Raw genomic sequence first — 21,775 nt, forward strand, 5'->3', positions numbered from 1 at the left:
CCTCGGGCTGCGCACCCGCAACGGCTCGAGGGGCGACCATGCCTCAGGAGGCCGCCACGACGGGCGTGTCCCCGTCGTCGTCGCGGCCCTCCGCCGCCCCTGTGCCACCATCACCGGCTGCGCCGGCATCGACGCTGCGGCCGGTGCCGTCGCTTCGGGCGGGCATGCCGGTGGCTCGCCGTGCGTCCTCGGTAGCCCGCGCCTTGCCCTCGGCGGCATCGAGGGCCTCCTCGAGCTCTGGAGCGGCCGTGCCCGGCTTGGCGGCCTCCTGCAGCTCTCGGGCCTTGGCCCGGGCTGCCGACACGAGCCGGTCCTTCATCGAGGTGGCGTACATGTCGACGTACTCCTGCCCGGACAGCAGCATCAGCTCGTACATGATCTCGTCGGTGATCGAGCGCAGGACGAAGCGGTCGTCCTCCATGCCCTCATAGCGCGAGAAGTCCAGGGGTTTGCCGACCCGCACACCTACCCGCATGATCCGCGGGATCACCTTGCCGGTGGGCTGGGCCTTGTCCGTGCCGATCATGGCGACAGGGATGACCGGGACCTTGCCCTCGAGCGCCATCCGCGCGACGCCGGTGCGGCCCCGGTAGAGCCGCCCGTCGGGCGAGCGCGTGCCCTCGGGGTAGATGCCGAGCAGGTCGCCGCGTCGCAGGACCTTCAGGCCGGAGTTGAGCGCGGCGCTGCTCGCCTTGCCGCCCGAACGGTCGACGGGCACCTGCCCGATGGCCTTGAAGAAGGCCGCGGTGAGGCGACCCTTGACGCCGCGCCCGGTGAAGTAGTCGCTCTTGGCGAGGAAGGTCATCCGGCGCGGCACGACGAGCGGCAGGAAGATGGAGTCGGAGAACGACAGGTGGTTGCTCGCGAAGATCGCGGCGCCCTCCTCGGGGATGTTCTCCTCGCCCTCCGCCCACGGACGGAAGAGGAGCTTGATGATCGGCCCGATGACGATCGTCTTGAGGAACCAGTAGAACAACCGTGTCCGCCTTCCGTCTGTGACCGCTCGAACTCTACGTCACTCGCGCGCGGCCAGCGCCGCATGCGAGGATCATCAGATCCAGTCGTTTCGCCTCAGGAGCCCGTCGTGAGTGATCGAGACCTCGACGCCGAGTTCGCCCGGATCATCGCCGGCTGGGACGACGAGGCGCCAGACCCGCAGCTGCGCCGGCCGCTCGAGCCGCAGCAGGCCGAATCCGATGCTGGCCGCCCGGAGACGGACGACCCCTCCGGCCCCAGTGGCCCGACGGCCCACACCGGCCCGGCGATGCCGTCGCAGCCGGACGAGGCCACCGACCCCGACGGCCACACTGCCGACGACAAGGACGGCGGGACGCCGCCTTCGAATGGACAGCCGGCTTCCGGGACACCGGGTTCGCCGGGGACGCCCGCTCCTCCCGCGGCAGCGGCGTCCTCCGGGCTGTTGGAGCTGCCGATCGCGCCCGACACCCCCCACGTGTGGCGCGGCGGCGCTGCGTCGCAGGACGACACCGAGGACGCTCGCACGACCCCGGGCCGGACGACGGGCGACGCGGCAGACGACCCCTTCGACGACGACGAGCACTTCGTCCCGCCGTCCGAGATCGACCTGCCCTCGGCCGAGAACGACCCGATGTTCTGGGCCATCGTCGGTGGCCTCGTCGGTGGCCCGCTCCTGCTCCTCTACCTCCTCTTCTTCGACCGCGACGGCAGCGGGTGGTGGGTGGTCACGGCCCTCGCGATGGTCGTGGTCGGGTTCGTGCTGCTGGTCCTGCGTGGCGGCACCGAGCGCGACCCGTTCGACGACGGCACCCGGCTCTAGTCCGGCACTGGTCGGCTACGCCCCGCGCGGGCCGAGGTCGGCGACACGTCCAGCTCGACCCACACCGGCCGGTGGTCCGAGGCCGCCCGCAGGTCGCCCTCCTCGAGAACGACCGGGGTCGACGGCACGACACAAAACTCTCTGGCGGCGAAGACGGCGTCGAGCGGCACGGTCGGGCGCTGCGCGGGGAACGTCGGCTGCCCCGCCGAGGCCCGCGGGTAGTGCGCGGCCACGAGGTCGTATGCCGTGCCGCCGGGTCCCTCGTTGAGGTCGCCCGCCACGACGGCGCGCTCCCCCAGGCCCTGCAGCACCACGGCCGCATGAGCCGCTCGCTCGGCCGCCCGGAGGCTCAGGTGGATGCTCACGACGGTGACGGGGGCGGCCCACGGTCCGCTGCCCGAAAGCGAGACGGTCGCGGCGGCATACCCCCTGGTGCGGTCGGGGAAGCGGACGTGCAGGCGTCCGGTGGTCACGCCGTGGACGACGACGCGTGGGGCCGTGAGCACGGCCGTCCCGCCCGAGCCGAGCCGTCGCCGGTGCCAGACCATGCCGCAGGCTCGCGTGAACGGCGGCAGCCGGATCTCGGTCGTCAGCCTCCTCGGCACCTCCTGGAGGCAGAGGACGTCGGGGTCGACGGCGCGGATGACGCGAGCCGCTGACGCCCGGTCGTCGCGCAGGTCGTGGAGGTTGTAGCTCATGACCCGCAACGTGTGCGGTGCTCGGGTCTCCCCCACCGCGCCGGTGTCCCTCAGCGCCCGGCGCGAGCCAGCTCGGCCGCGCCGATGAGGCCGGCGTCGCTGCCCAGGACGGCACGCACGATCCGCGCCTCGGGGCGGTACCCGCGTCCCGGGAGCTGGCGCCTGAAGGCCTCCCGTGCCGGCCCGATGAGCATCTCGTCTGCAGCGCTGACGCCACCGCCGATGACGAAGAGGCCGGGGTCGAAGGCAGAGGCCAGGTTGGCCAGGCCGATCCCGAGCCACTCGCCGATGTCGGCCAGCAGCTCGCGCGCCGTCGCATCGCCCTCGCGGGCGGCCTCGGTGATGAAGGGGCCGGTGAGCGCGCCCGCGTCGCCACCGAGGCGCGAGAGCAGGTCGGCCACCACGGGCGATCCGGCATCGATCATCGCCCGCGCCTCCCGGACCAGCGCGTTACCGCTGGCGTACTGCTCCCAGCAGCCGCGGTTGCCACACTCGCAGCGCACGCCGCCCGGCATGATCTGCATGTGGCCGAACTCGCCGGCGATGCCGTGGCGGCCGCGCTGCACCCTGCCGTCGATGATGAGCGCGCCACCGATGCCGGTCCCGAGCGTGATGACCACGACGTGCGACTCGCCGCGGGCGGCTCCGAACGTCGCCTCCGCCCAGGCTGCCGCGTTGGCGTCGTTGTCGACGGTGATGGGCAGGTCGATGCGCTGGGACAAGGCGTCTCGCAGCGGCTCGTTGCGCCACGACAGGTGCGGGGCGAAGACGACGGTGGCACGGTCCTCCGCGACGAAGCCGGCCGCGCCGATGCCGACCGCGACGACGTCACCGGGCTCGGACCGGCACATCAGCTCCTCGACCGACTCCACGATGGTGTCCTCGACGACCGAGGGGGACGTGGACCGGTGCGGGGTGTCGCGACGGGTGCGGTGGAGGATCGCCCCCGTCTCGTCGACCACGCCACCGGCGACCTTGGTGCCCCCGATGTCGATGCCGATGGCGAGTCGCCTGCTCATGCCCCGCCCTCCGGTTCGGTGCCGTCGGTCTCGTCCCGCGGGGACTGTCGTTCGCGCTGGGCGGTGGCGAGGTCGTGCAGCGCGGTGGCCGCGAAGGCCACGAAGTCGGCCACCCGGTCGATGGTGTCGGGGTTGACCTGCTTCACGAACGCGATGAGCTGGCAGACCGGGCACACCCGGCAGGCACTCGGCGTCGTACCGCCGCAGGTGCACTCACCGACAGGCTGCTCGGCGTCCTGCCGAGAGGGCTTCTCGCTGGCCCCGGCGGCACTGCCTGGCTCGGCCGACCCGCCGGTCGCTCGGTCACGGGGCGCGCCCGACGGCATACCCGACGGACGCGGCCAGCCCCGCCGGGAGAGCAGCTCGACGAGCAGCGCCGCCTCCTCGGCGACGCTCGCCGGCGGGGGCGCGTCGGCTCGGTGCCCGGGACCGGTCGGGCCGGGGGGCTCGTCGTGCCGGGGTGCCTGCTCGGGACCGTCGGTGGAGCTCACGAGCGGTCGGAGGCCTCGACGCGCTTCTTCAGCTCCTTGAGGGCCGTGTCGACGATGACCTTCTCGGCACGGCGCTTGAGCAGCCCGATCATCGGGATCTTCACGTCGACCGCGAGCCGGTAGGTCACCTTCGTACCGCCGCCCGCGCCACCATCGCCGGCCAGGGTGTAGGAGCCGTTCATCGCCTTGAGCACCTGTCCGGACACCAGGGACCAGGAGACGACGCCCGTGCCGTCCTCGACGACATCCCACTCGTAGTCCAGGACGTAGGTGTCCTTGATGGCGCCGGCGTCGAGCGTGAACTGCACCTGGTCGGCCCAGCCGTCGCCCTCCTCGGCCAGCACCTTGACGTCCTTCACCTCGCCGGCCCACTCGGGGTAGGCATCGAAGTCCGCGATGACGTCGAGCACCTCACCGGGAGGAGCGTCGATGACGATGGAGGACTCCGTGCGATCGGCCATGCGCGGAAGGCTATCGCGTCGCCGGTGCGCCACACCGCTTGCGGTGCGGGCCGCCGCAGCGCGTCGGCTGCGTGCCAAGATGGGCACGACGGCAGCCGTGCGCGGCGCACCGGCCCGGCGGGTCTCGCTGTGACGATGCTGACGTGGCCCCCGCGGTTACCCGTCGGTATGGTGCAGCACAGTTCCCGCCCCCACCAGGAGTGACAGTTGAAGGACAACGTCGTCGCACCACTAGCCCCCGTCACCACGCGAGGCAGCCTCGCCGACCTGCCCGGTCGCAACGCGACCGAGTCGCCGAGCGAGACGGCGTTCTCACGCAAGACGCCGTCGGGCGGGTGGACCCACCTGACGTGGGCGCAGTTCGCCGACGACGTCGCGGCGGTGGCCAAGGGCCTCATCGCTGAGGGGGTCGGGCAGGGCGACCGCGTCGCGCTGATGTCGCGTACGCGCTACGAGTGGACACTGCTGGACTTCGCTGCATGGGCCGCCGGCGCCGTGGTGGTGCCGATCTACGAGACCTCGTCCGCGGAGCAGGTCCAGTGGATCCTCTCCGACTCGGACACCCAGCTGGCCGTGGTGGAGACGCCCTCTCACCTGGCCGTGGTCGACCAGGTCCGGGAGGAGCTGCCCTCGCTGCGGCACGTCGTCACGATCGAGACCGGCGGGCTCGACGACTTGCGGGAGAAGGGCCGCGCGGTTCCCGACGCGGAGCTGGACTCCCGACGCGCCGGCCTCGACCGGCGGTCGGTCGCCACGATCATCTACACCTCCGGCACGACCGGCCGCCCCAAGGGCTGCGAGCTGTCGCACGGCAACTTCCTCGACCTCGCCGAGAACGCCATCGAGAAGCTGGGGCCGGTCGTGATCACCGACAACGCCTCGACCCTGCTCTTCCTGCCCCTGGCCCACGTCTTCGCCCGGTTCATCGAGGTGCTGTGCGTGGCCGGCAAGGCACGGATGGGCCACTCGGCCGACATCAAGAACCTCCTCGACGACTTCGCCGGCTTCCAGCCGACGTTCGTGCTCGCCGTGCCGCGCGTCTTCGAGAAGATCTACAACTCCGCGGAGGCCAAGGCGTCGGCGGAGGGCAAGGGCAAGATCTTCCTGCGCGCCGCGACGGTGGCCATCGCCTACAGCGAGGCGCTCGACGCGGGCGGTCCCGGTCTCCTGCTCCGCCTGCAGCACGCCCTCTTCGACCGGCTGGTCTACGGCAAGCTGCGTGCCGCCATGGGCGGTGCGGTGCGCTACGCCGTGTCCGGTGGCGCGCCGCTCGGGACGCGACTCGGCCACTTCTACCGGGGCATCGGCATCGTCATCCTGGAGGGCTACGGCCTGACCGAGACGACGGCCCCCGTCGCCGTCAACACTCCCGACAAGATCAAGATCGGGACGGTCGGGCCACCACTGCCGGGCACGGGCGTCCGGATCGCCGACGACGGCGAGGTCCTGCTCAAGGGCGTCGGCGTCTTCACGAGCTACCACGGCAAGCCGGACGCCACCGCCGAGGCGATCGTCGACGGCTGGTTCCACACCGGTGACCTCGGCGAGATGGACGACGACGGCTACCTGCGCATCACCGGCCGCAAGAAGGAGATCCTCGTGACGGCCGGCGGCAAGAACGTCGCGCCGGCAGTCCTCGAGGACCGCCTGCGCGCCCACCCGCTCGTCTCCCAGTGCATCGTCGTCGGCGACCAGAAGCCGTTCGTCGGCGTCCTCGTCACCCTCGACGAGGAGATGTGGCCGCTCTGGGCCAAGACCCACGGGCTCGAAGACGTGACGCTCGAGCAGGCCCGCACCCACCCGAAGGTCCTCGAGGCCCTGCAGGAGGCGGTCGACCATGCCAACGAGGCGGTGTCCAAGGCCGAGTCGATCCGCAAGTTCGCCGTGCTCCCGGGAGACTTCACCGAGGCCAACGGCTACCTGACGCCGTCGCTGAAGCTCAAGCGCAACGTCGTCATGAAGGACTTCGGCGACGAGGTCGAGAAGCTCTACGCCTGACCGTCACCGCAGCAGCTGCCGGATCCGGGCCTGCCACCTCGTGACCAGGGCCGGGCGGCTCGTGTGGACGACGGCCCGCAGGGCCTCGTCCACCGCGGCCTCGGGGTCGTCGAGCCGGGCGGTCGGCAGGTCGAGCCCACCGGCCGCCTCGCGATAGACGCGCACGACCGCCTGGGTGCCGTACGCGTCGGCCACGGTGCGCAGCGCGAGGAGCGAGAGCCCGTATGCCGCGTCGAGGGAGCGGGTGCCGGGCTGGAAGTCGGTGTCGGCCGGGAGCGCCCGGGGCAGGCCGGTCGATCGCACCTGCTCCAGCGCCGGTGCGACGACCGTCGCCTCGGGCAGGTCGACGGCCTCGTAGGCCACCATCTCGGCGAAACCCTCCGACAGCCACACCGGCACGGCGCGGGTGGTCGAGGCCCGGACTGTGACGTGCGTCAGCTCGTGCGTCATGACGACGTCGCGTCCCGCGGGACTCAGCGAGGTCCAGGCCTCGGGGACCAGGACGATACGGTCGGCGCCCGCAGTGCGACCGGGCGTCAGGGGTCCATCGGTCGCCGCCGCCACTCCCTGCAGCCCATCGGCCGTACGGCCGAGCAGCGCCGCGGCGTCCGCGTCGGTCGCCGGCGCGATCCAGACGGCCGGCCGTGCCACCCCCCAGACCGCGGCGACGCGCGCCGCAGCGGTCTGAGCGCGGCGGCCGACCTCGTCGACCCGGTCCACGTGGTTGACCTCGTTGGGCCGATTGGGCCCGCCCACGGCGAGGACGAGGGCGGTCGGGGTCCGGCGCACGACCAGGCCCTCGAGGTCCCACGGTTGAGGACGCCCGGACCACCGCGACCCGGTGAGCACGAGGCGGCGAGGAGCAGCAGGGTCGGCCCTGAAGGTGAGGTCGAGGTCGAAGGCTCGCGGTTCCGAGTCGTATCGCTCGAGACGATAGGTCAGGCTCACCCTCTCGTCCCACTCGACGGCCTCACCTCCTGCGGCAGGCACCGGTGCGGCCGTCTCGCGAAGCGCCGTCACGTGGAAGTGCCCGGCCCCCATGCGGGTCATGCGGTCGAACACCGCTGCCTGTGAGGGACGCAGGGAAGCCTCGGACGTGCCTCCGAGGCGCGCGAGCCAGGCGGCGCGGTCACCACGCCCCACGGCGATGAAACGGTCCTCGACCAGTGCTTCGACGGCGCTCTGGCGGGCGGTAACCCACTGTTCCGGGGTGATCTGGGGGGTGGTGAGCACTGCGCCGGTTGTGGCGCGGGGCGGGGTCTCGCCAGGAAGCTGCGCGGCCGTGGGACGTGAGCTGCCGACCGCGGTCCGGGAGGACGGCGTTGCGGTAGTGCAGGCCGTCAGCGCCAGGACGATCGTCGCGGCGGCGAGTGCGCGCCGGGTCGCCGCCCTGCATCTCGTCCCGCGCACCGCGCCATGGTGCCACGTGTGGTGCCTGCCCGCTGACGTCGTCGTGCGCTCACCCGGCGTGGCGCGCCCGCTGGCCTGTGACAGGTGCCGCCGGAGAGAGCTCGGCCCGCGCCGCGTTGGCCGTGGCGGTGGTGACCAGTCCCGCGGCGAGCAGCGCCGAGACCGCTCGGCGCTCGGCACGGTCCAGAGGCGCCGCCACGGTCCCGGTCACCATGCCGTGGGCATCGCCGTCGTGGGCGTCGCCCCGGTGCTGGTGCGGAGCGGGCACCTCGGCGCCCGGCCGCAGGGGAATCGCCGTCAGCGCGGTGACCATGCACTCCGCGCAGTGGACGTCCCGCACGGGGCAGGTCTGGCAGTCGACGAGCATCATCCTGGTCCACCTTTCGTCACTCCTTGCGATCTGTCGGGAATGACGCTAGGTCGCCCCACCGACAGTCCCCATGTCCCCCTGTTCCGCACGTCCCACCTCCACGTGTCGGGGGGGCGAGCCGAGAGGCAGGCCGGACTCGAGACGAGGCGGGGTGTGGTCGGAGCAGGCAGCGTGCACGGCGACGCGGAGGCTCGTGGTGGCCGCCCATCCTGTCCCGGCCGCGCCTCCGACCCATTGTCGGCGCCCCGGCATACGGTCCACGTCATGCAAGCGATCCAGGCCACGTTCGACGACCTCGGCACCCCTCTTGCCGACGTCACGTTCGTGGTCGTGGACCTCGAGACGACCGGAGGCACGCCCGCCCGCTGCGGCATCACCGAGATCGGCGCCGTGAAGGTCCGCGCCGGCGAGGTGGTCGGCGAGTTCCAGACGCTCGTCAACCCGTCGGAGCCGATCCCCGCGTTCATCTCCGTGCTCACCGGCATCACCGATGCCATGGTCCGAGACGCCCCGCGCATCGAGAGCGCCCTGCCCGCCTTCCTCGAGTTCGCCGCCGGCAGCGTGCTCGTGGCCCACAACGCCGGCTTCGACATCGGCTTCCTCAAGGCCGCGGCCTCCCGCGTCGGAGCGCCGTGGCCGGGGTTTCCCGTCCTCGACACCCTCCAGCTCGCGCGCCAGCTCGTGGCTCGTGACGAGTCGCCCAACCACCGGCTGTCCTCCCTCGCCCAGGTCTTCGGCTCGCCGACCACGCCCGACCACCGCGCCCTGCACGACGCTCGGGCCACCGTGGACGTGCTCCACGGACTCATCGAGCGCGTCGGCAACCTGGGCGTCCACACGTTCGAGGAGCTCTCGAGCTACAGCTCACGGGTGACGCCGTCCCAGCGGCGCAAGCGGTTCCTCGCCGACCCGTTGCCGAGCGCCCCCGGCGTCTACCTGTTCAAGGACGGCAGCGACCGGGTCCTCTACGTCGGCACGAGCCGCGACATCCGGACCCGGGTGCGCACCTACTTCACCGCCTCGGAGCAGCGCAGCAGGATGGCCGAGATGGTGCGGCTGGCGCACGTCGTGCACCCGATCGTGTGCCAGACCCCGCTGGAAGCGCAGGTGCGGGAGCTGCGCCTCATCGACGAGCACAAGCCACGTTTCAACCGCCGCTCGAAGCACGGACGAGCCGGCGTGTGGGTGAGGCTGACGCAGGAGCGCTTCCCGCGGCTCTCGATCGTCAAGAAGGTCAGCGACGACGGAGCCCACCACATCGGCCCGTTTCGGTCCCGGGCCACCGCCCAGGCCGCCATCGACGCCGTCCACGAGGTCGTGCCGCTACGCCAGTGCACCGGGCGGGTCACCGGCCGTGGCACGGCCTGCGCCCTGGCGGACATGGGGCGCTGCGGCGCCCCGTGCACCGGCGCGCAGACCGAGGGCGACTACGCCGTGGTCGTCGACGGCTGCCGGGCCATCTTCTCCGGTGACGCCCGGCCGACAGCGGAGATGCTGCACGCCCGCCTCGACGAGCTGGCGTCCCAGGAACGCTTCGAGGACGCCGCTCGGGTGCGCGACCGCTTTCTCCAGCTCGTTCGGGGCGCCGCCCGTGCCCAGCGTCTGGCACCCCTGGTCCACTCGCCCGAGATCGTCGCCGCCCGCCGCAGCGACCTGGGTGGGTGGGAGCTCGTGTCGATCCGTCACGGCCGGCTCGCCGGCACCGTCGTCAGCCCGCGCGGCGCTGACCCCATGCCCTACGTCCACTCGATGCAGGCCACCGCCGAGGCCGTGCCCCCACCGACGCCGGCGCGCCCGGCTGCGCTGACCGAGGAGACCGAGATCCTGCTCCGCTGGCTCGAGTCACCCGGCGTGCGCATCGTCGACCTGGACGGGTCCTGGACCTGCCCGGTCGGTGGTGCTGGTCTCGTCCGCAGCCAGCTCGAGCCCGCCGTCGCGTCGGCGCACGAGGTCATCGGCTTCGACAACGACGCCCCTGCCGCACCGGGAGGCTCACGGAGCCGACCCGGCCGCTCCGGCATCGGCCTGCGCCGCGCCGGCTAGGCCCGACTAGGGTGTCCTCGTGATCACCGCCATCGTCATGATCAGCTGCGAGGTCGACCGCATCCCCGAGGTGGCCGAGGCCGTCGCCGACATCCCCGCCGTCTCAGAGGTCTACTCGGTCACTGGCGACGCCGACCTCATCGCCATGGTGCGGGTCAAGGCGCACGAGGAGTTCGCCGACGTCATCGCAGACCGGCTCAACAAGGTGCAGGGCATCGTCGGCACGTCGACGCACATCGCCTTCCGCACCTACTCGTCCCACGATCTCGAGGCAGCCTTCAGCCTCGGCCTCGAGGGCGACTAGGCGGCCAGCACCATCAGCGACGGGTCGCGGCGACCCATCGCTCGACGACCTCGGCGGCGGCCCCGCTGTCGATGGCAGCGGCTGCGAGATCCATACCGCCCCGGAGGTCCGCGTCGAACTGTGCCTGTGAGGGCCCCGAGTCGGCTCGCGTGAGGGCCAGCGCGATCCCGGCGTTGAGCAGCACGGCGTCGCGCACCGCACCACGAGCGCCCGCGAAGACCTCGCGGACGACGCCGGCGTTGTGGGCCGCGTCGCCGCCGCGGAGGTCCTCCACCGGGTGCAGCGAGAGACCGAGCCGTGTCGGGTCTAGCAACCTCTCCGTCACCACGCCACCACGCACCCACCACACGTGGGTCGTCGTCGAGACCGTCACCTCGTCGAGGCCGTCGTCACCCCGGAAGACGGCTGCATCCTTGCCCCGGTGGGCGAAGACCCCGGCCAGCAGCGGCGCCATGCGGGCGTCGGCACAACCCACGGCGGCATACGTCGGCTGTGCGGGGTTGGTGAGCGGGCCCAGGAAGTTGAAGGCCGTCCCGATGCCGAGGTCGCGACGAGGCACGGCCGTGTGCCGGAACGATGGGTGGAAGGTCTGGGCGAAGCAGAAGGTGATGCCTGCCTCGGAGGCCACCTCGACCACCCGCTCGGGCGGTAGGGACAGGTCGACGCCGAGAGCCTCGAGCACGTCGGCGGAGCCGGAGGAGGACGACGCGGCCCGGTTGCCGTGCTTCACCACGCGGACGCCTGCCGCGGCGGCCACCATCGAGGACATGGTCGAGATGTTCACCGTGTGGGCCCGGTCGCCACCGGTCCCCACGATGTCGAGACTCGGGCCGGGCACGTCGATGCGGCGCGCGTGCTCGAGCATCTGCTCGGCCAGGCCGCGCATCTCCTCGACGCTCTCCCCCTTGGCGCGCAGGCCCACGAGGAAGCCGGCGACCTGCGAGGGGGTCGCCTCGCCGCTCATGATCTGGGCCATGGCCCACTCGGCCGTAGCGCGGTCGAGGTCTCGACCGGCGATCAGCGCACTGAGGACAGCAGGCCAGGTCGGCGTCGCGTCCGGCCCCATGCTCAGGCCGTGCGCACGCGGGCGCTCGCGCGCGCGAGCGTGGCGACGGCCGACGAAAGCGCAATCGGGTCGAGCGGGTGCGGGACGGCGAGGTCGGCCTGGGACCAGGCAGCGAGCCAGCTGTCCTGGGGGCGGCCGGTCAGCACGATGATGGGCGGGCACTCGAAGATCTCGTTCTTCAGCTGTCGGGCGAGGCCCAGGCCGCCGACCTTGGCCGCCTCGCCGTCGAGGATCAAGATGTCGAAGTGGTCGTTCTCGACGGCGCTGATGACCGCGTCCGCCGTGGCGCACTCGTGCCAGCGAACCACCTCGACGTCACGAGCGGGACGACGACCAACGGCCACGCGGACGGCGTCCCGCGTGGTGATGTCGTCGCTGTAGAGCAGCACGCTGACCTGGATCACCGGTTGTCGCGACTCGGAGGACGCGGTCGCGCCGGTCGTCGCGACGGTCGTGGACGTGCCCGGTGCTGCACTGTCGTTCGAGGCGGTCATGCGCCAGATGCTACCGGGCTGGCCCGCACCCGCTTCACGCGCCTCGCCCCGCTCTCCGGGAGGCACTTCCTCCCGCGCGAGGGGGCGGTGACCGGGCGGGAGGAACGTGGGAGGGTGGAGGTGGACGGCCTCGGCACGGCTGTTCAGGGTTCATGTCGAAACGGTCACGAACTCTCTACACCTGCGCGACAAGCCGCCTCCCCGGGGGGTCCCTCGCGTAGCCGGACCCGAATGTGGGAATAATGTCCAACGTGGCGACAGCATCGGCAGTTCCTTCAAGCACAGTGGCAAGCACGGCCCATCACGGGCCGGCGACCCGCCCCAACATGGTTGCCGTCGGCACCATCGTGTGGCTCTCCAGCGAGCTCATGTTCTTCGCGGGCCTCTTCGCCGTGTACTTCCAGCTGCGGTCGGTTCGCGGCGACCTGTGGGCCACCCACACCGAGAAGCTGAACGTGACCTTCGCGAGCATCAACACGCTCGTGCTCGTCATCTCGTCGGTGTGGTGCCAGCTCGGCGTCTGGAAGGCCGAGCGTGGCCAGAAGGCGCGCACCGGTCGGCTGCTCGACCTCAAGAACTGGGGTATGCGCGAGTGGTACGTCGTGACCTACCTCTTCGGCGCCTTCTTCATCGCCGGCCAGGTGATGGAGTACTCCGAGCTCACCAGCGACAACATCACGCTCAGCTCCGACGCCTACGGCTCGATCTTCTACATGGCGACCGGGTTCCACGGTCTGCACGTGACCGGCGGCCTCATCGCGTTCCTGCTCATCATCGCGCGCACCTTCACGACCCGCCGCTACACGCACGCGAACGCCACCGGCGCCGTCGTGACCTCCTACTACTGGCACTTCGTCGACGTCGTGTGGATCGCCCTGTTCGCGACCATCTACCTCCTGCGCTGATCCGGCGCAGGACCACGCAGACGAGCCCCTCTCCCACCTCCATGGACGACAGGAACCAACAGTGAACGCCTTGGCCGCCCGACGCCGACACCCCGCCGCGATCGCGGTGCTGCTGCTGCTCGGCCTGCTCGTGACCGGTGGCGCCTACTCCTTCCTCGCCCCGACGGACGCGAAGGCCGCTGCCCCCACCGCGGCGGCCGACGCCGTGGCCCAGGGCAAGGACCTCTTCGTGGCCAACTGCGCCACCTGCCACGGCGTGCAGGCCCAGGGCACGAAGTCCGGCCCCTCCCTGGTCGGTGTCGGAGCCGCCGCGGTGGACTTCCAGGTCGGCACCGGCCGTATGCCGCTGCCGGGCCCCAACGTCCAGGCCCCCCAGAACAAGGTCAAGTTCAACGACGAGCAGATCGCCGCGCTGGCCGCCTACGTCGCCTCCCTGGGCCCCGGCCCGTCGATCCCCGACTCGAAGTACACGACGGTGCTGCAGCCAGGCACCCCTGCGAACAACAAGGCCATCGCCGAGGGCGGCGAGATCTTCCGCGTCAACTGCGCCATGTGCCACAACTTCGCCGGTGCCGGTGGCGCCCTGACCCGTGGCAAGTACGCCCCGTCGCTGCAGGACACCACGCCCAAGCACATCTACGAGGCCATGGTGACCGGCCCGCAGTCGATGCCCGTGTTCAACGACATGAACATCTCGCCCGAGGCGAAGCAGAAGGTCATCTCCTACCTCAAGGCGCAGGAGTCGGAGACCAACGTCGGCGGTCTCACGCTGGGCAACCTCGGCCCCGTCTCCGAGGGCCTGTTCGCGTGGGTGTTCGGCATGGGCATCCTCATTGGCTGCGCCGTCTGGCTGGGCAAGAAGGCGGCATGAGCCCGCACTGCATCGTCCCGCTCACGAACCACGACAGGACCACTTCCCGATGAACGACCACGAGACCACGGACCAGGGGCCGGGAACCGCCCTCACCCCCGCAGCGGGACACGAGAGCGAGGTGCTCCCCGCCTACCTGCGCAGCGACGGCGACCGGTTCGAGAACCCGGGTCTGCCGCCGCACGTCCACCGCGCCGCTGACGACGACGAGGCCGCCGCCAAGCGCGCCGAGCGCCAGGTCGCCACGATGTTCGGTCTCTCGATGCTCGCAACGCTCGTGTTCATCGTGAGCTACTTCGCCATCCCCGACGAGGCGACCTTCTTCTTCCCCGGCATCGGCAAGGCCAAGACCCAGAACGTCGTGCTCGGGCTCTCCCTCGGGTTCGCCATCTTCCTCATCGGCATCGGCGCGGTGCACTGGGCCAAGACGCTGATGTCCGACGTGGAGATCGTCGAGGAGCGCCACCCGCAGGCCTCGACGCCGGAGCAGCGCGCTAAGGCGGTCGCGGTCGTCAGCGAGGGCGTCGCCTCGACGCAGATCAACCGCCGCCCCCTCATCAAGTACTCCCTCGGTGGTGCTCTCGGCCTCTTCGCCCTCCCCCTCGGCCTCCAGGTCGTCGGCTCCCTCGGCCCGGTCAACATCGACGAGCTCAAGCACACCATCTGGGACCCGAAGGAGAACGGTGGCAAGCCGATCCGCCTCATGCGCGACCCGGAGATGACCCCCATCCGCCTCTCCGACGTCACCAACGGCTCCGTCTTCCACGTGATGCCCGAGACGCTTGAGAAGTACATCCACGAGGGCAAGGGCGTCCTGGAGGCCAAGGCCAAGGCCGCCGTCATCCTGATGCGCCTGGACCCTGACCTCATCACGGTGCCGAAGGCCAGGGACTGGGGCATCGACGGCGTCCTCGCCTACTCCAAGATCTGCACCCACGTCGGGTGCGCCGTCGGCCTCTACGAGCAGACCACGCACCACCTGCTGTGCCCGTGCCACCAGTCGACCTTCGACGTCACTCAGGACTGCAAGGTCATCTTCGGCCCGGCCCGCCGGCCCCTGCCGCAACTCAAGATCACCGTCGACGACGCGGGCTACCTCGTCGCCCCCGAGGGCTTCCACGAGCCCGTGGGACCGAGCTTCTGGGAGCGTGACCGCCGATGAGCACCATCCACGACGCCCGTCCCGCCGACGCCCTGCGCGCCGGCGACCGACAGGCCGACGCACGCGCCACCGCCCAGAAACCCCTCGGCGGCATCGCCGGCTGGTTGGACGACCGTCTCGGGGCGGCCAAGGGAGTGTCCTTCCTGGCCAAGAAGGTCTTCCCCGACCACTGGTCGTTCATGCTCGGCGAGATCGCGATGTACTCGATGATCATCTGCCTGCTCACCGGCGCGTTCCTGACCTTCTGGTTTGTGCCCAGCGCCGGCCAGGTGTCCTACGACGGGTCCTACGCCCCGCTGCAGGGCGTGACCGTGTCCGAGGCCTACCGCTCGACGCTCAACATCTCGTTCGACATCCGCGGTGGCCTGCTGATCCGGCAGATCCACCACTGGGCGGCGCTGGTCTTCATCGCCTCGGTCTTCGTGCACATGGCGCGCGTGTTCTTCACCGGCGCCTTCCGCAAGCCGCGTGAGATCAACTGGGTCTTCGGAACGATCCTGTCGATGCTCGCCTGCATCGAGGGCTTCGCCGGCTACTCGCTCCCCGACGACCTGCTCTCCGGCACCGGCATCCGCGCCATGAACGGCTTCGTCCAGTCCGTGCCGGTCATCGGCTCGTACATGGCGTACTTCATCTTCGGTGGTGCATTTCCCGGCGAGGCGATCATCCCTCGCCTCTACTCGGCGCACGTCCTGCTGATCCCGGCGATCCTCGTGGGCCTCTTCACGGCGCACATCCTGCTGGTCTTCGTGCACAAGCACACGCAGTTCCCCGGACCGGGCCGCACCAACAGCAACGTCGTCGGCTACCCGCTGCTGCCGGTGTACATCGCCAAGGCCGGAGGGTTCTTCTTCATCGTCTTCGGCGTGATCGCCCTGATCTCGGCCGTCGTGTCGATCAACCCGATCTGGGCCTACGGCCCCTACGACCCGTCGGCGATCACCGCCGGATCGCAGCCCGACTGGTACATGGGCTTCGCGGACGGCGCCCTGCGCCTGCTCCCGGGTTGGCTCGAGTTCGAGACGTTCGGCTTCACCTGGAGCATGAACATCTTCCCGGGCTCGATCCTGCTCCTGCCGATCATGTGGGGCATCATCGGCGCCTACCCGTTCGTCGAGGCGCGGGTCACCGGTGACGAGCGAGAGCACCACCTGCTCGACCGCCCGCGCAACGCACCGACGCGCACCGCGATCGGCGTCGCCGGCATCTCGATGTACCTCGTGCTCTTCCTGGCCGCGGGCAACGACATCATCGCCCTCAAGCTGCACCTGTCGATCAACGACATCACCCAGATGCTCCGGCTGCTCTTCTTCATCGCTCCCCCGATCTCGTTCTGGATCACCAAGCGCATCTGCCTCAGCCTGCAGCGCGCCGACCGCCAGAAGGTGCTGCACGGTCGCGAGACCGGCACGATCTGGCGCTACGCAGACGGGCGTTTCGAGGAGATCCACGCGCCCCTCACCCCGGAGGAGCGCTGGCCCCTCGTCCAGCACGAGTCGCCCGCGCCCCTCCAGCTGTCGGCGGCCAAGGACGTCAACGGGGTCGACAACCCGGTGAGCCGCAAGGAGCGGCGCCGTGCACGGCTCTCGCACTTCTACTTCAACGACCGCGTGGCTCCTCCGACGCCGGCCGAGCTCGAGGCCGAGCACCACGCCCACGAGCACGTGGCTGCTCCCACCGGAGAGCACGAGGCGATCGAGGCGGCAGGTGCCGGCCAGGAGCGCGAGACGATCAAGGCCGACAAGCACCGCGGCTGAGACGCGGCCCAGCTGCAGCGAGAGGGACTCCCCCGGATGGGGAGTCCCTCTCGTCGGTCTGGTGGGTGCTCGGTCGGCCCGCACGCCCGTGACAGACTTCGTCCCATGCAACACCTGTCGGACGCGGAGTTCGAGGACGCGGTCGGCGACGCGCTCGACTCGATACCGGAGGAGCTCGCACGCGCCATGGACAACGTCGTCGTCCTCGTCGAGCAGGAGCCACCGCCTGGCGAACCAGACCTGCTCGGGGTCTACGACGGGACACCGCTGACCGAACGGGACAGCTGGTGGGACGCGGGCTCGCTCCCGGACCGGATCACCATCTTCCAGGGTCCGCTCGAGCGCATGTGCACGACGCCGCAGCAGCTCCGGGACGAGATCGCCGTCACGGTGGTCCACGAGGTGGCGCACCACTTCGGGATCGACGAGGCGCATCTGCACGACCTCGGCTGGGGCTGACCCTCCCATGTCTCCCATTCGGGACAGTTTCGCCAATCCCCTGTCCTGACCCCTTCACATGGGGTAGGCCCGGCGTTAACGTCGAGGGACCGATAACCGGATCGGATGGAGGTGCGCACAGATGTCCTCTCCCACACGATCGCACTGCGAGCCGCTCGGACCGTGAACGAGCAGCTCCAATCGAAGGGGAAGGCCACCAGGCCTTCCCCTTCGCGTTGTCCCCGCTCGGTTTCCGCCCGGTTCCCGCCTGGTTTCCGCCAGGATGAAGCGTCCCAGGGCCCTGGTGCCCGGGTGACTAGGGTGCTGCAATGACGTCATCCTCCGAGAAGGTCGTGGTGACCGGCGCGGCCGGCAAGGCTGGCCGGGCGGCCGTGGCCGAGCTGCTCGAGCACGGCTACCACGTCACCGCCACCGACACGGCAGCTGCCCCGGACGGGCTCCGCGCTCCCTACCTGCGTGCGGACCTCAGGGACCATGGTCAGGTCGTCGACGTCCTCGCCGGCGCCGACGCCGTGGTGCACCTGGCCAACATCCCCGCTCCCGGACTGCGACCGCCGGCACGCACGCTCACCGAGAACACGACGATGAACGCGCACGTCTTCCTCGCGGCGCAGACGCTCGGCCTGCGCAAGGTCGTCTGGGCCTCGAGCGAGACCACTCTGGGCCTCGTGTTCAGCCCTGACGCGCCCCCACGCTACGTCCCGGTGGACGAGGGACCACTTCCCCCACCCGGAGTCCACGTACGCCCTCTCCAAGGTGCTCTCCGAGTCGATGGCCGAGCACATCAGCACCTGGAGCGGCATTCCCTTCGTCGGCCTGCGCTTCAGCAACATCTTCACCGACGAGGACTACCGGGCGGTGCCCTCGTTCCAGCTGGATGCCACGAGCCGCATGTGGAACCTCTGGGGCTACATCGACGTGCGTGACGCCGCCGCCGCCTGCCGCAACGCGTTGGAGGCCGACACGACTGGCTCCGTCAACGTCATCATCGCGAACGACGACACCATCATGGAGCGGCCCAGCGCGGAGCTGCTGCAAGAGTCCTTCCCGGGCGTCGAGGTGCGCGCAGACCTGTTGGGCCGCCAGACCCTGCTGTCCAACGCCCTCGCCCGGCGCCTGATCGGCTTCGACCCGCAGCACGGCTGGCGGGGTGGCATCCCGGCCTGACGGCATACGGCCGGCTCTGGGGCACCCCAGGGCGGGGTACGAGCGGGCACGACCCACTCAGGACCGACAGCCCAGCACAGGCTGAAGGGCCCCGGTCTCAGACCGGGACCCTTCAGGCTGTCGTGGCAGCTGCTGGGATCGCTGTGGGCGGACCCAGCACCCGGATCAGATGGAGTACTCGCCCGAGAAGGACTCGAAAACCCACAGGCAGACGGCGACGACGCCGAGAAACATGCCGATGATGATGAGCCACCAGCCGACCGCGAGGCCGGCGAACATGATGGCGCCGGCACCTGCGAGCCACAGCGGCGTCCACGAGCTGGCCACGAAGTAGCCGTAGTTGCCCTCGGCGTCCTCGATCTCACCCGCCGCGTTGTCCTCAGGACGCAGCGGCAGCTTCTTGCCCGTCATGTAGAGGTAGAACCCCGTGAGGGCGAAGAGCAGCGCGCTCAGCGTCAGGGCCGTGGTACCGATGGGCTCCCACCTGGACCAGAAGCCGTAGATCAGCGTCACCGGGACGAAGAAGCCGAGCAGGTAGAGGAAGAGCTTGGTCTCGATGCGCATCGGTCAGAGCTCCGTCTTCTTGGTCTCGGCGGTGGCACGCTGCGCACCGTGTGCCTGGTGATCAGCGTGGACGTCGGCCGGGCCCATCACCTGGACGAGCGTGGACTGGTCGGCGATCGGCGACTGCCCTCCGGCCGCCTCGGGGTGGTGGAGGTCGAAGGCCGGGCGCTCGGACCGGATCCGGGGCAGCGACGTGAAGTTGTGACGCGGGGGCGGGCAGGACGTGGCCCACTCGAGCGACGCGCCGTAGCCCCAGGGGTCGTCGGACTCGACGAGCGGCGCGTGCCGCCACGTCTTCCAGACGTTGTAGATGAAGGGGATCATCGAGGCGCCGAGCAGGAAAGCGCCGAGGCTCGAGACGATGTTGGCCGCCTGGAACCCCTCCTCCGGCAGGTAGTCCGCGTAGCGACGAGCCATGCCCTCCACGCCGAGCCAGTGCTGGATGAGGAACGTCGTGTGGAACCCGATGAACAGCATCCAGAAGTGGATCTTGCCGAGCGTCTCGTTGAGCATCCGCCCGGTCAGCTTGGGCCACCAGAAGTAGAAGCCCGAGAACATCGCGAAGACCACGGTGCCGAAGACGGTGTAGTGGAAGTGCGCGACGACGAAGTAGCTGTCGTTGAGGTGGAAGTCCAGCGCGGGGCTGGACAGGATGATGCCGGTCAGCCCACCGAAGAGGAACGTCACGAGGAAGCCGATCGCCCACAGCATGGGCGTGGCCATGACGACCTTGCCGCCCCACATCGTGCCGATCCAGTTGAAGAACTTCACGCCCGTGGGCACGGCGATCAGCATCGTCATCACGGCGAAGAAGGGCAGGAGCACCTGACCTGTCGCATACATGTGGTGGGCCCACACGCTCGCCGACAGCGCCGCGATCGCGATCGTGGCGAAGACCAGGGTCTTGTAGCCGAAGATCGGCTTGCGCGAGAAGACGGGCATGACCTCGCTGATGATGCCGAAGAACGGCAGCGCGATGATGTAGACCTCGGGGTGCCCGAAGAACCAGAACATGTGCTGCCACAGCATCGCGCCGTTGTTCTGGGGGTCGAAGATGTGCATCCCGAACCGGCGGTCACCACCGAGGGCGAAGAGCGCCGCAGCGAGGATCGGGAACGCCATGATCACCAGGAGCGAGGTCACGAGGATGGTCCACGTGAACATCGGCATGCGGAACATCGTCATGCCGGGGGCCCGCATGCAGATGATCGTGGTGATGAAGTTGACGGCTCCCAGGATCGTGCCGAAACCGGCGAGCGCCAGGCCGAAGACCCACAGGTCGCCACCGAGCCCGGGGGTGTAGCTGGCGTCCGAGAGCGGGGCGTACGCGTACCAGCCGAAGGACGCGGCTCCCTGGGGCGTCAGGAAGCCCGCCGAGGCGATGATGGCGCCGAACAGGTAGAGCCAGTAGGCGAACATGTTGAGGCGCGGGAACGCGACGTCCGGTGCGCCGATCTGGAGCGGCATCACGGCGTTGGCGAACCCGGCGAACAGCGGCGTCGCGAACAGCAGCAGCATGATCGTGCCGTGCATCGTGAACAGCTGGTTGTACTGGTCGACGTTGTCGACGACCTGCAGGCCCGGCGCCATGAGCTCCGCCCGGATGAGCAGGGCCAGCACACCGCCGAACAGGAAGAAGATGAACGAGGTGACGAAGTAGAGGTTGCCGATGACCTTGTGGTCGGTCGTCGTCACCCACTTGACGAAGGTCTGGCCCTTGGACAGGCGCCGGTGAGCGGGCCGGACGCCCGTGACCGGGGCCTCGCGGTGGAGGGTTGCTGAAGTCATCGGTTGCTCTCAGTCCGGGCAGGTGCGGGGATCTTCTGGATGTCGCCGGAGACCATCTCCTCGCGGCTGACGTTGACGGGGATGAGGCCCTCGTTGCCGATGGACTTCAGGCGCGCCATCTCCTGGTCGTACTCGTTCTGCGGGACGACCTTGACCATGAACAGCATCTGCGAGTGGTAGGCGCCGCAGAACTCCGCGCACTTGCCCTGGAAGGTGCCGACCTGGGTCGGTGTCACCTGGAAGCCGTTGGTCTTGCCCGGGATGATGTCCATCTTCATGATGAACGCGGGGATCCAGAAGCTGTGGACCACGTCGCGGGAGTTGAGCACGAACTGGACCCGCTTGTTGACGGGCAGGTAGAGGACGGGCATCTGGGCCCGCTTGCCGGTGGTGCCGTCGAGCTCGGTGTGGGCGCCGGTCTCGTGCACGTTGGAGTCGACGTAGTTGAAGTCCCAGCTCCACTGCTTGGCCACCACGCTGACCGTCAGGTCCTTCTTGGTGTCGACCTCGACCAGCCTCGCCTCGTCGCGCGCCGTGTACCAGAAGAAGACGGCGATCATGAACACCGGGATGACGGTGTAGAGCAGCTCCATCGGCACGTTGTAGCGCAGCTGCACGGGGAGGGAACCGTCGTCGTCCTTGCGCCGGCGGTACCGGACGGCGGCGTAGATGATCAGGCCCCAGGTCAGCGCACCCACCGCGAGCACCGCGATCCAGCTGGGGATCCAGAGATCCGTGACCAGCCGCCCGGTGTCGGAGACCGCCGGAGGCAGGTAGCCGTTGGACGCCTGCGTCTGGCAACCCCCGAGGGCGAGCGTCGCGAAGCCGGCGATGCCTGCGGTGCCGACCAGGCGGCGGCGCCCGGTCCTCGCCACCACCGACGTCACCACGGGCGTGGCCGCTGGGGTGTCTTCGTGCTCAGGCACCAGGTGCACCTTTCGTTCAGTACG

General features: G+C 70.1%; 22 protein-coding genes and 1 pseudogene. 11 read left to right on the plus strand and 12 right to left on the minus strand.

The window, feature by feature from the left end:
• Positions 1–43 precede the first annotated feature (43 nt).
• The gene (locus LQK93_RS19475; RefSeq protein ID WP_374969413.1) at positions 44–976 is read right to left on the minus strand and encodes a lysophospholipid acyltransferase family protein; all 933 of its coding nucleotides are present in this window, start codon (positions 974–976) and stop codon (positions 44–46) included.
• Positions 977–1,084: 108 nt separating this feature from the next.
• On the opposite strand from LQK93_RS19475, the gene LQK93_RS19480 reads away from it, so the two are divergent.
• Positions 1,085–1,798, plus strand: coding sequence for a hypothetical protein (locus tag LQK93_RS19480; RefSeq protein ID WP_374969414.1), 714 nt, complete (start codon positions 1,085–1,087; stop codon positions 1,796–1,798).
• Here the strand turns inward: LQK93_RS19480 and LQK93_RS19485 are convergent.
• The 4 genes from LQK93_RS19485 to LQK93_RS19500 are packed head-to-tail and all read right to left on the minus strand — an operon-like array spanning position 1,795 to position 4,467.
• Positions 1,795–2,496: an endonuclease/exonuclease/phosphatase family protein gene (locus LQK93_RS19485; RefSeq protein ID WP_374969415.1), complete on the minus strand. Its 702-nt coding sequence runs from the start codon at positions 2,494–2,496 to the stop codon at positions 1,795–1,797. The two genes, LQK93_RS19480 and LQK93_RS19485, sit on opposite strands and share 4 nt — an antisense overlap.
• Before the next feature lie 50 nt (positions 2,497–2,546).
• Positions 2,547–3,515, minus strand: a complete 969-nt coding sequence (locus tag LQK93_RS19490) for an ROK family glucokinase (protein ID WP_374969416.1) — start codon at positions 3,513–3,515, stop codon at positions 2,547–2,549.
• Positions 3,512–4,006 carry a hypothetical protein gene (locus LQK93_RS19495; protein ID WP_374969417.1) on the minus strand — a complete coding sequence of 165 codons (495 nt, stop codon included), beginning with the start codon at positions 4,004–4,006 and terminating at the stop codon, positions 3,512–3,514. Before LQK93_RS19495 ends, LQK93_RS19490 begins: the two co-directional genes overlap by 4 nt.
• Complete coding sequence (locus LQK93_RS19500) at positions 4,003–4,467, minus strand: SRPBCC family protein (RefSeq protein WP_374969418.1); 465 nt, start codon at positions 4,465–4,467, stop codon at positions 4,003–4,005. Before LQK93_RS19500 ends, LQK93_RS19495 begins: the two co-directional genes overlap by 4 nt.
• Before the next feature lie 207 nt (positions 4,468–4,674).
• Here LQK93_RS19500 and LQK93_RS19505 point away from each other — a divergent pair, with 207 nt between their 5' ends.
• Complete coding sequence (locus tag LQK93_RS19505; protein ID WP_374969419.1) at positions 4,675–6,465, plus strand: AMP-dependent synthetase/ligase; 1,791 nt, start codon at positions 4,675–4,677, stop codon at positions 6,463–6,465.
• Between the two features lie 3 nt (positions 6,466–6,468).
• Here LQK93_RS19505 and LQK93_RS19510 read toward each other — a convergent pair whose 3' ends face one another.
• Both LQK93_RS19510 and LQK93_RS19515 read right to left on the minus strand, forming a co-directional pair.
• The gene (locus LQK93_RS19510; RefSeq protein WP_374969420.1) at positions 6,469–7,698 is read right to left on the minus strand and encodes a hypothetical protein; all 1,230 of its coding nucleotides are present in this window, start codon (positions 7,696–7,698) and stop codon (positions 6,469–6,471) included.
• Positions 7,699–7,924: 226 nt separating this feature from the next.
• A complete protein-coding gene (locus LQK93_RS19515; protein WP_374969421.1) occupies positions 7,925–8,245 on the minus strand; it encodes a hypothetical protein in 321 nt (106 codons plus the stop codon).
• Positions 8,246–8,509: 264 nt separating this feature from the next.
• Here LQK93_RS19515 and LQK93_RS19520 point away from each other — a divergent pair, with 264 nt between their 5' ends.
• Together LQK93_RS19520 and LQK93_RS19525 are read left to right on the plus strand one after the other, a co-directional pair.
• Entirely contained in the window at positions 8,510–10,288 is a 1,779-nt protein-coding gene (locus tag LQK93_RS19520) for a DEDD exonuclease domain-containing protein (RefSeq protein ID WP_374969422.1), read from the plus strand.
• Between the two features lie 19 nt (positions 10,289–10,307).
• Positions 10,308–10,592, plus strand: coding sequence for an Lrp/AsnC ligand binding domain-containing protein (locus LQK93_RS19525; RefSeq protein ID WP_142186825.1), 285 nt, complete (start codon positions 10,308–10,310; stop codon positions 10,590–10,592).
• A 13-nt stretch (positions 10,593–10,605) separates the two neighbouring features.
• Here LQK93_RS19525 and trpD read toward each other — a convergent pair whose 3' ends face one another.
• Positions 10,606–11,658 (minus strand): anthranilate phosphoribosyltransferase, encoded by a 1,053-nt coding sequence (gene trpD / locus LQK93_RS19530; protein WP_374969423.1) that lies wholly within the window; start codon positions 11,656–11,658, stop codon positions 10,606–10,608.
• Between the two features lie 2 nt (positions 11,659–11,660).
• Positions 11,661–12,152, minus strand: coding sequence for a response regulator (locus tag LQK93_RS19535; protein WP_374969424.1), 492 nt, complete (start codon positions 12,150–12,152; stop codon positions 11,661–11,663).
• Between the two features lie 242 nt (positions 12,153–12,394).
• On the opposite strand from LQK93_RS19535, the gene LQK93_RS19540 reads away from it, so the two are divergent.
• From LQK93_RS19540 to LQK93_RS19570, 7 genes and pseudogenes are all read left to right on the plus strand, one after another.
• Positions 12,395–13,057, plus strand: a complete 663-nt coding sequence (locus tag LQK93_RS19540) for a heme-copper oxidase subunit III (protein ID WP_374969425.1) — start codon at positions 12,395–12,397, stop codon at positions 13,055–13,057.
• Positions 13,058–13,118: 61 nt separating this feature from the next.
• Positions 13,119–13,928, plus strand: coding sequence for a c-type cytochrome (locus LQK93_RS19545; RefSeq protein ID WP_374969426.1), 810 nt, complete (start codon positions 13,119–13,121; stop codon positions 13,926–13,928).
• 49 nt (positions 13,929–13,977) lie between these two features.
• A complete protein-coding gene (locus tag LQK93_RS19550) occupies positions 13,978–15,090 on the plus strand; it encodes a Rieske 2Fe-2S domain-containing protein (RefSeq protein WP_374969427.1) in 1,113 nt (370 codons plus the stop codon).
• Positions 15,087–16,847, plus strand: a complete 1,761-nt coding sequence (locus LQK93_RS19555; RefSeq protein WP_374969428.1) for a cytochrome bc complex cytochrome b subunit — start codon at positions 15,087–15,089, stop codon at positions 16,845–16,847. Before LQK93_RS19550 ends, LQK93_RS19555 begins: the two co-directional genes overlap by 4 nt.
• A gap of 105 nt (positions 16,848–16,952) precedes the next feature.
• Positions 16,953–17,306: a metallopeptidase family protein gene (locus LQK93_RS19560; RefSeq protein WP_374969429.1), complete on the plus strand. Its 354-nt coding sequence runs from the start codon at positions 16,953–16,955 to the stop codon at positions 17,304–17,306.
• A 308-nt stretch (positions 17,307–17,614) separates the two neighbouring features.
• A pseudogene (locus tag LQK93_RS19565) lies at positions 17,615–17,896 on the plus strand (NAD-dependent epimerase/dehydratase family protein); the annotation flags it as partial.
• A gap of 88 nt (positions 17,897–17,984) precedes the next feature.
• A complete protein-coding gene (locus LQK93_RS19570) occupies positions 17,985–18,473 on the plus strand; it encodes an NAD-dependent epimerase/dehydratase family protein (protein WP_374971551.1) in 489 nt (162 codons plus the stop codon).
• Between the two features lie 165 nt (positions 18,474–18,638).
• Here the strand turns inward: LQK93_RS19570 and LQK93_RS19575 are convergent, their stop codons facing one another.
• Genes LQK93_RS19575 through coxB form a run of 3 tightly spaced genes read right to left on the minus strand, consistent with a single transcriptional unit; the run spans position 18,639 to position 21,751 of the window.
• The gene (locus LQK93_RS19575) at positions 18,639–19,037 is read right to left on the minus strand and encodes a cytochrome c oxidase subunit 4 (protein ID WP_374969430.1); all 399 of its coding nucleotides are present in this window, start codon (positions 19,035–19,037) and stop codon (positions 18,639–18,641) included.
• Between the two features lie 3 nt (positions 19,038–19,040).
• Positions 19,041–20,825 (minus strand): cytochrome c oxidase subunit I, encoded by a 1,785-nt coding sequence (gene ctaD / locus LQK93_RS19580; protein WP_374969431.1) that lies wholly within the window; start codon positions 20,823–20,825, stop codon positions 19,041–19,043.
• Positions 20,822–21,751, minus strand: coding sequence for a cytochrome c oxidase subunit II (gene coxB / locus LQK93_RS19585; protein WP_374969432.1), 930 nt, complete (start codon positions 21,749–21,751; stop codon positions 20,822–20,824). The genes ctaD and coxB overlap by 4 nt, the downstream gene beginning before the upstream one ends.
• Positions 21,752–21,775 lie beyond the last annotated feature (24 nt).

Origin of the sequence: Terrabacter sp. BE26 (assembly GCF_041941675.1) — a bacterium.
In the GTDB taxonomy this organism is placed as follows: domain Bacteria; phylum Actinomycetota; class Actinomycetes; order Actinomycetales; family Dermatophilaceae; genus Terrabacter.